We start from the raw sequence: 10,323 nt of genomic DNA, 5'->3' as shown, positions 1-10,323 counted from the left end.
CCCCCACGCCATGATCCGCCGCCTCGCCCTGCTGCTCGCCATCCCGCTCGCGCTGCAGCTCTCCACCCCAGCCTTCGCCGACCCCGGCCATGACCACGACCATGCCGGCGAAGCACCCGCCGCCGCCGGCGACGGCCCGCGCCGGCTGGCGGACGGCAGCGTGTTCCTGCCCAAACCCACCCAGCGCATGATGGGCCTGCGCACCATCGTCGCAGCCGAAGCCGAGCTGCCGCAGGCGGTGGAACTGGCCGCCACGGTGACGCTGGACCCGAACGCCGGCGGCCGGGTGCAGCCCACCCAGGGCGGCCGGCTGGAAGCCGGCCCGCGCGGCCTGCCGGGCGTCGGCCAGAAAGTGGCCAAGGGCGAGGTGCTGGCCCATGTGGTGACCAGCGCCGCCGCGCTGGAACGCGCCGGCCAGCAGGCCCAGCTCGCAGAAGCCCGCAGCGCGCTGGCGCTGGCGGACAAGCGCCTCGCCCGCTTGCAAGAGCTGGCGGACACCGTGCCGCGCCGCGACCTCGAAGCCGCCGCCAGCGAGCGCGACAGCCTCGCCGCCCGCGCCAGCTCCCTGGCCGCCGGCCTCAGCGCGCGCGAAACCCTGGTCGCCCCGGTGGCCGGCGTCATCGCCAGCGCCGCCGCGGTATCCGGCCAGGTGGTCGCCGCCGGCGAGACGCTGTTCGAAATCGTCGATCCCGCCCGCATGCAGGTGGAAGCGCTGGCTTTCGACGCCGCGCTGGCCGCCGACGTCGGCAGCGCCACCCTGGTGCCGCCGCGCGCATCGGCGCCGGGCGGCAGCGCCGCGCTGCCGCTGCACTTCATCGGCGCCGGCCGCATCCTGCGCGAGCAGGCGCTGCCGCTGGTGTTCCGCGCCGAGGGCAACGGCCTGGCCGCCTATGCCATCGGCCAGCCGGTGAAGGTGGTGGTGCAGACGCGCAGCACCCGCCGCGGCGTGGCGGTGCCCAGCGCGGCGCTGAGCCGCAATGCCGCCAACCAGACCATGGTGTGGATCAAGCAGGCGCCGGAGCGCTTCGAGCCGCGGGTGGTGGCGGTGGCGCCGCTGGACGGGGCGCGCAGCGCGGTGCTGTCCGGCCTCGCCGCCGGCGAGCGGGTGGTGAGCGAAGGCGCCGCCCTCGTCGGCCAGGTCCGCTGAAGGAGGCGCCGCAATGTTCAAGTGGCTACTCCAGGCCAGCCTGGGCAACCGCATGCTGGTGCTCGCCGCCAGCGCGGTACTCATGCTCTATGGCGCGCTGCAGCTGGCGCGCACCCCGGTGGACGTGTTCCCCGATCTCGACAAACCCACCGTCACCATCATGACCGAGGCCGGCGGCATGGCGCCGGAAGAGGTCGAGCAGCTGCTCACCTTCCCGCTGGAAACGGCGATGAACGGGCTGCCGGGCGTGGAATCGGTGCGTTCGGTGTCCAGCGCCGGACTGTCCTTCGTCTATGTCTCCTTCAGCTGGGATACCGAGATCTACCGCGCCCGCCAGCTGGTGGGGGAGCGGCTGGCCTCGCTGGAAGCGGACTTCCCCGCTGGCATCGTGCCGCGCATGGGACCGGTCAGCTCCATCATGGGCGAGATCATGCTGGTGGCGATCCCGATAGACCCGGACAAGATCCAGCCGATGGCGGTACGCGAGTACGCCGATTGGTCGCTGCGGCCGCGGCTGATGGCGATACCCGGCGTCGCCCAGGTGATCCCCATCGGCGGCGAGGTGCGCCAGTTCCAGGTAGAGCCGGACCCGCAGCGCATGGCGGCGCTGGGCATCACCCTGGACCAGGTGGAGGCGGCGCTGCTGGGCTACGCGGCCAACACCAGCGGCGGCTTCAAGGAGCTGAACGGGCGTGAATACCTGATCCGCCACCTGGGCCGCAGCGAGCGCCTGGAAGACCTGCAGAACCTGGCGCTGACCGCCCGCGACGGCCGCGCCATCCGCCTGCGCCAGGTCGCCGAGGTGGGCTTCGCGCCGGCGATACGCCGCGGCGACGCCGGCTTCGGCGGCCGCCCGGCGGTCATCCTCGGCGTGCAGAAGCAGCCGGGCGCGGACACCGTCGCCCTCACCCGCAACATCGAGGCGGCACTGGCCGACATGCGCGGCGCGCTGCCGGCCGGCATGGAGGCGCCGCGCGTCACCTTCCGCCAGGCGGACTTCATCGAGTCCTCCATCGGCAACCTGCAGGGCAAGCTGGTGGCGGCCTCGGTGCTGGTGGCGGTGGTGCTCTTCCTCTTCCTCGGCAACTTCCGCAGCACGCTGATCTCGCTCACCGCGATTCCGCTGTCCATCCTGGTGACGGTGCTGGTGTTCCGCTACTTCGGCCTGTCCATCAACACCATGACGCTGGGCGGCATCGCCATCGCCATCGGCGAGCTGGTGGATGACGCGGTGGTGGGGGTGGAGAACGTGCTGCGCCGGCTGAAGGAGAACCAGCGCCACAGCCCCCGCCTGCATCCGCTGGAACTGGTGGCGCGGGCCACGCTGGAGGTGCGCTCGGCCATCGTCTACGCCACGCTGATCATCGTGCTGGTGTTCGTGCCGCTGTTCGCGCTGCCCGGCATGGAGGGCAAGCTCTTCGTGCCGCTGGGCATCGCCTACATCGTCTCCATCCTCGCCTCCATGCTGGTGTCGGTGACGCTGACGCCGGTGCTGGCCTTCTACCTGCTGCCGCGGATGAAGAACCTGGACCACGGCGATCCGCGCCTGGTGCGCTGGCTGAAGACGCACTACGCCAGCGGCCTGCAGAAGGTGCTGCAGGCGCCCAAGGCGGCGGTCGGCCTGGGCGCGGTGGCGGCGCTGGCGGCGGCGCTCACCGTGCCCCTCTTCCCCACAACCTTCCTGCCGCCCTTCAACGAGGGCTCGCTGCTGATCGGCCTGCGCCTCAACCCCGGCGTCACCCTGTCGGAATCCATACGCGTCGCCTCCGAGGCGGAGCGGCTGGTGGCGGGCGTGCCCGAGGTGGTGCACGTCGGCCGCCGCAGCGGCCGGGCGGAGCTGGACGAGCATGCGGAAGGGGTGCATGTGTCCGAGCTGGACGTGAAGCTGGTGCCGCAATCCGAGCTGACGCGGCCGCTGGACGAGGTCTATGCCGATCTGCGCCGCCGCCTGGCGGTGCTGCCGGTGTCGGCCAGCCTGGGCCAGCCCATCTCCCACCGCATCGACCACATGCTGTCCGGCGTGCGGGCGCAGATCGCCATCAAGCTGTTCGGCGAGGATCTGGACACCCTGCGCACCCAGGCGGAGGCGCTGCGCGCGCGGCTGGCCGCCATTCCCGGCCTGGCCGACCTGGAGGTGGAAAAGCAGGTGCTGGCGCCACAGATCAAGGTGGTGGTGGACCACGCCGCGGTGGCGCAGTACGGCCTCTCCTCGGCGCAGCTGATGGCCAGTCTGCAGACCCTGGTGGGCGGCGAGACGGTGACGCAGGTGATAGAGGGCAACCGCCGCTTCAACCTGGTACTGCGCCTGCCGGAGGACACCCGCACGCTGCAGGGCCTGGCGCAACTGCCGATCGAAACGCCGCTGGGCCGGGTGCCGCTGGAGAAGCTGGCGCGCATCGACGATGCCGACGGCCCCAACCAGATCGTGCGCGACGACGGCCGCCGCCGCATCGTGCTGTCGGCCAATGCCCAGGGGCGGCCGCTGTCCGAGGTGGTGGAAGACATCCGCGCCGCGGTGGCCGCGCAGCCGCTGTCGGAGGGCTACTTCGTCACCCTGGGCGGGCAGTTCCAGGCGCAGGAGGAAGCGGCCGGGCTGATCGCGCTGCTGTCGCTGGTATCGGCGGCCATGGTCTTCCTGGTGCTGTACAGCCGCTACCGCTCGGCCACGCTGGCGGCGCTGATCATGGCCAACGTGCCGCTGGCGCTGGTGGGCAGCGTGATCGGCCTGTGGCTGTCGGGCCAGCCGCTCTCCGTGGCGGCACTGATCGGCTTCATCACCCTGGCCGGCATCTCGGCGCGCAACGGCATCCTGAAGATCAGCCACTACATCAACCTGATGCGCTTCGAGGGCGAGCGCTTCGATCATGCGATGATCGTGCGCGGCTCACTGGAGCGGCTGACGCCGGTGCTGATGACCGCGCTGGTGGCGGCCTTCGCGCTGGCGCCGCTGCTGTTCGAGGCGGAGCAGCCGGGCACCGAGATCCTGCATCCGGTGGCGGTGGTGATCTTCTCCGGCCTGGTCAGCTCCACCCTGCTGGACACCTTCCTGACACCGGCCATGTTCTGGCTGTTCGGCCGCAAGAGCGCCGAGCGCCTGCTGGACGACGCCGACAACAATGCCTTCTGAAGCCAGCCCCCTCCATCCGCATTCCATCCAAGCTGAACGCAAAGGAGTTCCCATGAAGAAAGGATTGATCGCCGCCCTGCTCGCCTGCGCCGCGCTGCTGCCGGCCGGCGCCCATGCCCACGGCGACGAGCATGCGCACGAGCCGCAACACGGCGGCCAGGTGACGGAAGCCGCCGACCTGGACTTCGAGCTGGTCGCCCGGCCGGACGTGATCTCGCTCTACATCCGCGACCACGGCCAGCCGGCCAGGCTCGCCGGCGTCAGCGGCAAGCTCACCATGCTGGCCGGCGGCAACCGCAGCGAAGTCTCGCTGGCGACGCTGGAGGACCGCCTGGAAGCCCGCGGCGCCTTCGACCTCGCCGGCGCCCGCGTGGTCGCCACGGTTAAGATGAGCGACGGCAAGACGGCCAACGTGCGCTTCAAGCTGCCGTGATTGCAGCGCCGCCTGCCTGAGCCGATGGCCTGAGCGCCCCGGCTCTTGCCGGCTTGAAAAGAGAACGCCGGCCCGGGAGGAGGCCTTCCCGGGCCGGCGTTTTTTCGTCCACACCCGTGCTCGCGCCATGCCGGGCCGGCCGCTACCGGGCGGCAAACAGCGCCCGCCTCAATACCCCGCCGGCGTCTGCGGCAACACGTCCGGCCGGTCCGCGCCCGCCTCGTCGTCCGCCGGCTGCCCACTCAGCAGGCAGGCGGCGATGGCGGTCGCCATGCCGTCGGCCATCTTTGCCTGATAGGCCGGGTCGGCCAGCAGCAGTTCCTCGTCCCGGTTCTTGATCACACCACCCTCGAACAGCAGCGCCGGCATGCGCGCATGGCGCAGCACCGCCAGGCCATCGTAGTAATGCACCGCCAGTTCGCGGTCGGCGTAAGCGCGCAGCAGGCCGTTCTTGTGCGTGGGCACGAAGCCCATGCGCTGCAGGCGGGCGCCGATGGCGCGGGCGCACAGGATGCTGCGGGCGGTGTCCGGGTTGTCGCGCGACACGAACAGGGAATGGCCGGCGTAGTCGTCGTTGTAGTCCAGCTGCCGGCCCTGCCACTCCCAGGCGTTGAGCAGCTGGGCGCTGACCGAATCGTGGTGGATGGACACCAGCAGGTCCGCCCCTTCCGCCGCCACCGGCCGCGCCCGCAGCGACGCGATGCGGCCATCGCCATTGACGATGCGCACCCGCAGCCCGCGCTCACGCAGCGCCGCCGCCAGCGCCTCGCCCAGGTCGCGGTTGAAATAGAACTCGCCGCGCCCGCGGGCGCTGGTGGCGCCGTGGGCAGCCAGGGTGTGGCCGAAGTCGATCGCCACCAGCGGCGCGGCGGCCTGCAGTGGGAGGGGCAGGCCGCTTAGGACCACGGCGGGGATCAAGGCCCTGCAAAAGCCGGAGCAGCGGGCGGACAGGGCGTTGAGAAAGCCGCTGGCCCTAGTGGTCACTGCGATGAAAAACAAATCGGGCATCCATGACGATTGGAATGGCGTGGTGTTTTCCGCCTCTCCCCTCGCGGGGTGGAGGCGGAAAAGCGAAGCACCGCTTCACCTGCCGGAGCGCCCTGTGGCATACAGGCCACAGGGTTGGGGCGGGGAGAGGGGGAGAGGAGGGAACGGCCATTGAGCTGAATCGCAGCCGCCCCTGCCCTCTCCCTCGAGGGGAAAGGGAGTCTGGCGGCGCGCGCTGTGGCGTGCTCTTCCCGCCCTCCTCCCGCCCGCTTCCCCCCTCTACCGCGTGCAGGAGTCGCTGCGGCTGACCTGCGGCGCATCGGGCTGGAAACAGAAACGGAGGCCGAGGGTGGCCCGGCGGGCGGCCCGGCGTCAAGCCGGCAGGCTTCAGCCGCGGGCCGGCGTGCGGGGGCCAGACTCCCCGAGAAAACGCTCGGCGAACTGCGCCGCCGGCACCGGCGGGCTGCACAGATAGCCCTGGTAGACATCGCAGCCCCGCTCGGCGAGGAAGGCGCGCTGGGCATCGGTTTCCACGCCTTCGGCGAGCACCTGCAGGCCGAGGTTGCGCGCCAGTTCGATGATGGTGGTGGTGAGTTGGGCATCGCTGTGGTCGTCCGGCAGGTCGCTGATGAAGCTGCGGTCTATCTTCAGCTTGCTTACCGGGAAGCGCTTCAGGTAGGCGAGCGAGGAGTAGCCGGTGCCGAAGTCGTCTATCGCCAGCTGCACGCCCAGGCCCTTGAGCTCGTGCAGGAAGGCGAGCGCCTCGGCGCCACGGTGGATCAGGCCGGATTCGGTGATCTCGATCTCCAGCTTGGCCGCCGGAAAGCCGGTTTCCGCCAGGATGCCGCGCAGGCGCTCGACCACGCCGCCGCGCCTCACCTCCTCCGCCGACAGGTTCACCGCCAGGCGCTCGAAGTCCAGCCCCTGGTCCAGCCATTCCCGCCCCTGGCGGCAGACGCGGCGCTGCACCCAGGTGCCGAGGTCGAAGATGAGGCCGGATTCCTCCAGCAGCGGGATGAACTCCGCCGGGCCGATGTAGGGGCCGCCGTCCGGCTTCAGCCGCACCAGCGCCTCGGCGCCGACGATGCGGCCGCTGGCGACATCCACGAAGGGCTGGTAATACATCTCGAAGCCCTCGCCCTCCAGTGCCCGCCGCAGGCGGGATTCCAGCGACAGGCGGGCGTCGGCGCTGCGGGTGAAGGCCTCCTGGTAGAAGCGGAAGGTGTTGCGGCCGGCGTGCTTGGCCTGGTACATGGCGGCGTCCGCATCCTGGATCAGGCCGGCCGGGCTGTCGCCGTCGTCCGGGTAGATGGAGATGCCGATGCTGGCCTTGATGTAGATCTCGCGCCCGGTGTGCAGCACGAAGGGCTGGTCCAGCGCGGCCAGCAAGTCGCGGGCGATGGCCGCCGCGTCGGCCGCATGGCGCAGCTGGCCGAGCACCAGCACGAACTCGTCGCCGCCGTAGCGACCCAGGGTGTCCTCGCTGCGGTAGCGGCCGGACAAGCGCGCGGCCACCGCCGACAGCAGCTCGTCGCCGGCATCATGGCCCAGCGCGTCGTTGATGTTCTTGAAGCGGTCCAGGTCGATGAACAGCACGCCGACGACATGGCGGTCGCGCCCGGCGGCCTCCATGGCGTGCTGCAGCCGGGCGCCGATGAGCATGCGGTTGGGCAGGTCGGTGAGCGGGTCGTACTGGGCGAGGTGGCTCACCCGTTCCTCGAATTGCCGCAGCTGGCTGATGTCGGTGAACACGCCGACATAATGGCCGACGCCGCCAGCGCCGCCGCGCACTGCGCTGATCGACATCCACTGCGGCGCCACCTCGCCGTTCTTGCGCCGGTTCCACAGCTCGCCCTGCCAGTGGCCCACGCTCTTCAGCGTTGCCCACAGGGTGTGGAAGAAGGCTTCGTCGTGCCGGCCGGAGCGCAGCAGCGCCGGCGTGCGCCCCAGCACTTCGTCCTCGGTGTAGCCGGTGATCTCGGTGAAGGCGCGGTTCACCGAGACGATGCGGGCCTCGGCGTCGGTCACCATCACGCCGTCGCGGGTGCCCTCCAGCGCCGCCGCATGCAACAGGATGCGCTCGTCCTTGCGCCTGGCCTCGGCCTCGCGGGCGAACTGGGTGAGGGCGTAGGAAATGTCGTCGCCCACTTCGCCCAGCAGCGCGGCCTCCTCGTCGCCCGCCGGCTGCGGCGCGGCCGAGAGCAGGCCCATGACGCCAGCGAACTCGCCCTCGCAGTGCAAGGGGATGGCGATGAAGCGGCTGGCCCCCTCCGCCGCCGCCTCGCCGCGCCAGCCCGACTGCGCCGCCGCCAGCGGCTCGGTGAGGAGCTGGCGGCCGTGGGCCGGCGGCTCGCCGTCCTTGCCGTGGCTTGCGTCTTCCTGCGCCGGCGCCTGCCCCGCCGGCGGCATGGTCCAGGCCTCCAGCAAGGCGGGCGCGGCGCCGAACGCCGCCACCGGCTGCAGCCGGCCGCCTTCCGGCACCGCCACCCAGGCGGCGAGGAAGCCGCCGCTGCCCACCGCCACCCTCGTCACCCGCTCGAACAGCGCCGCCCGGTCCGAGGTCAGCACGATGGCGTGATTCACCTGGCTCAGCAGGTTGTAGAGGCGGGAGAGATCGGCCACCCGGCGCTCGGCGGCCCGCCGCTCGGTTACGTCCCAGGACACCCACACCACCCGGCCGGTATCCGCCACCGGCGCCACCCGCGCCTCGAACTGGCGCGGCGCGGCGCCATCCGCCAGCGTGTATTCATGGCTCACCACCCGGCCTTCCGCCAACGCGCGGGCGATGACCCCGGCGAAGGCCGCCGCCTGCTCCGGCGGAAAGAGCTCCTGCAGCCGCATGCCGGTCACCCCTTCGCGTCCGCCTGCCATCACCTTGCCGCTGCCGAACACTTCCAGGTAGCGCCCTTCCGCATCCAGCAGGAAGGCCACCTCCGGCAGCGCGTCGGCGAAGGCGCGCAGCCGCTCCTTGCCCGCCAGCACGTCGTTGAGCGCACGCAGGCGCAGCAGCTCGGCGCGGTAGCGGAACCAGATGAAGCCCAGCGCCAGGCCGCAGACGAGGAAGAGGTTGATGCGGTCCAGCTCGCGCTGGAACTGGCGCCGCGCCTCCATCTCCCGCAGCAGCGCCACCTCCACCCGCATCGCGCTGCTGGCGAAGGGGCCGTGCAGGGCACGCAGGTCCAGCCCGGAGACTTGCTCCGGCGAGGCGATGCGGGATTTCACCCGCTCCGCCATCGTCTGCAGCACCGCCAGGTAATCCGCCACCGCCGCCTTCAACTCCGGCGACGCCGGGTCGCGGGCGCTCATGCCGGCCAGGCGTACATGACCGCTGGCGAGGTCGCGGCCGGCGTGCACCGCCCGCTCCAGCTTGCCCAGCACCAGCTCTGGCGAGCTGGCCGGATCGCCCGCCAGCACCCGCTCGGCGAACAGCTCCGCCTGCACCACCGCCTGCCGCGACAGGGCCAGCCGGTCCAGCGGCACCACGCTTTCGCGCAGGGTGGCATCCCAGCGCATGGCGGACCAGCTCATCATGCCCAGCACCACCAGCACCATGGCCACCGTGGCGACGAGCAGCGGCACGCCGCCGCGCACATAAGGTTCGCTGCCGCCACTGCGGCTGGAAGAGACCTTCATGAGCCGCAGCCTCCATCGCGGCCGGGCAGTTCGGCCTGGCTGAAGCCGAAGCGGGCGATCAGCGTGGCGTGGCGCTCGCTGCCGAGGAAGCCCGCCAGCGCACTGTCTGCGGCGGCGCGCAGGCTGAGGTCATCCGGACGGAAGGCGAAGGCCGGCAGCCCGGCCGCTTCCCGCGACGAAACCACCAGCTCCAGCCCATGATCGCCGGCGCTGGCGAGCGCCCGGCGCAGGGACACGGCCGACAGGGCGAAGGCCTCCGCCGCATGCTGCTGCAGCGCCACCACCGCGCTGTCCGCATCCGGAAAAGCTAGCAGGCGCGCTTCCGGCACCCCCGCCCGCCGGGCCTGCTCGCCCTCCACCGCGCCTGCCACCACCAGCAGCCGCGCCCGCGGATTGGCGGCCACATCCGCATAGCCGGCAAGCTTCAGCGGGTTTCCGGCCTGCACCAGCAGGGCCGGGCAGACATGGGCCGTCGGGCGCGAAAAAGCCACCCTCGTCGCCCGCTCCGGGGTGACGAACAGGCCGCTGGCAATCACGTCGATACGGCCGGCCTCCAGTTCGTGGATCAGGCTGCCGAACTCGGCGTGCTCCCAGATCAGCGGCCCGCCTCCCAGCTCCTCCGCCACCGCCCGCCAGACCTCGGGCGCCTCGCCGGTCACCCTGCCACTGGCATCCAGGTAGGCGAAGGGCGGCTCCAGCGCATAACCGACGCGCAGGGCTTCGCCCGCGCGCCAGCGCTGCAGGGCATCAGGTTCGGCCAGGCCGGCCTGCGCCAGCAGGGCCGCCGCAGTAGCCAGCAGCACGGCGAGCGCCGCAACGAGATGGATCCGCATCAGCATAGCGACCGGGCGCCTAGGCGAAGTGGATGAATCCTGTGGAGTATGGAGGGCGGGCAAAGTGCATACAAGACCGCTCCCCGGGGCCGCGGTCCGGCGAGCCGACTGGCGACCACCGCCGGCCTGCTGCTAACCTGCCTGGAGCGGCCCGCCCTGGCAC

The 10,323-nt window shown here is 71.5% G+C and carries 6 protein-coding genes; 3 read left to right on the top strand and 3 right to left on the bottom strand.

Going from position 1 to position 10,323, the window contains the following annotated elements:
• Positions 1 to 10: 10 nt before the first annotated feature.
• Genes GRF61_RS21785 through GRF61_RS21775 form a run of 3 tightly spaced genes read left to right on the top strand, consistent with a single transcriptional unit; the run spans position 11 to position 4,707 of the window.
• Positions 11 to 1,147, top strand: coding sequence for an HlyD family efflux transporter periplasmic adaptor subunit (locus GRF61_RS21785; protein ID WP_169152724.1), 1,137 nt, complete (start codon positions 11 to 13; stop codon positions 1,145 to 1,147).
• Between the two features lie 13 nt (positions 1,148 to 1,160).
• Positions 1,161 to 4,274 (top strand): efflux RND transporter permease subunit, encoded by a 3,114-nt coding sequence (locus tag GRF61_RS21780; RefSeq protein WP_169152722.1) that lies wholly within the window; start codon positions 1,161 to 1,163, stop codon positions 4,272 to 4,274.
• 52 nt (positions 4,275 to 4,326) lie between these two features.
• Entirely contained in the window at positions 4,327 to 4,707 is a 381-nt protein-coding gene (locus GRF61_RS21775; protein ID WP_169152721.1) for a hypothetical protein, read from the top strand.
• Positions 4,708 to 4,875: 168 nt separating this feature from the next.
• On the opposite strand, the gene GRF61_RS21770 is transcribed toward GRF61_RS21775, so the two are convergent.
• From GRF61_RS21770 to ehuB, 3 genes are all read right to left on the bottom strand, one after another.
• A complete protein-coding gene (locus GRF61_RS21770; RefSeq protein ID WP_348982459.1) occupies positions 4,876 to 5,613 on the bottom strand; it encodes an N-acetylmuramoyl-L-alanine amidase in 738 nt (245 codons plus the stop codon).
• 468 nt (positions 5,614 to 6,081) lie between these two features.
• Complete coding sequence (locus GRF61_RS21765) at positions 6,082 to 9,327, bottom strand: EAL domain-containing protein (protein WP_169152719.1); 3,246 nt, start codon at positions 9,325 to 9,327, stop codon at positions 6,082 to 6,084.
• Positions 9,324 to 10,166, bottom strand: a complete 843-nt coding sequence (ehuB, locus tag GRF61_RS21760; RefSeq protein WP_211166136.1) for an ectoine/hydroxyectoine ABC transporter substrate-binding protein EhuB — start codon at positions 10,164 to 10,166, stop codon at positions 9,324 to 9,326. The genes GRF61_RS21765 and ehuB overlap by 4 nt, the downstream gene beginning before the upstream one ends.
• Positions 10,167 to 10,323: the final 157 nt, after the last annotated feature.

It is taken from the genome of Azoarcus sp. TTM-91 (assembly GCF_012911025.1).
Classification (GTDB): Bacteria; Pseudomonadota; Gammaproteobacteria; order Burkholderiales; family Rhodocyclaceae; genus Azoarcus.
This window is presented reverse-complemented; position numbering and strand designations above follow the sequence as displayed.

Excerpts from the sequence above, each read along its gene's own strand:
- GRF61_RS21785 (WP_169152724.1), top strand. The coding sequence starts at position 11 with ATGATCCGCCGCCTCGCCCTGCTGCTCGCCATCCCGCTCGCGCTGCAG.
- GRF61_RS21775 (WP_169152721.1), top strand. The coding sequence starts at position 4,327 with ATGAAGAAAGGATTGATCGCCGCCCTGCTCGCCTGCGCCGCGCTGCTG.
- GRF61_RS21765 (WP_169152719.1), bottom strand. The coding sequence starts at position 9,327 with ATGAAGGTCTCTTCCAGCCGCAGTGGCGGCAGCGAACCTTATGTGCGC.
- GRF61_RS21780 (WP_169152722.1), top strand. The coding sequence starts at position 1,161 with ATGTTCAAGTGGCTACTCCAGGCCAGCCTGGGCAACCGCATGCTGGTG.
- ehuB (WP_211166136.1), bottom strand. The coding sequence starts at position 10,166 with ATGCTGATGCGGATCCATCTCGTTGCGGCGCTCGCCGTGCTGCTGGCT.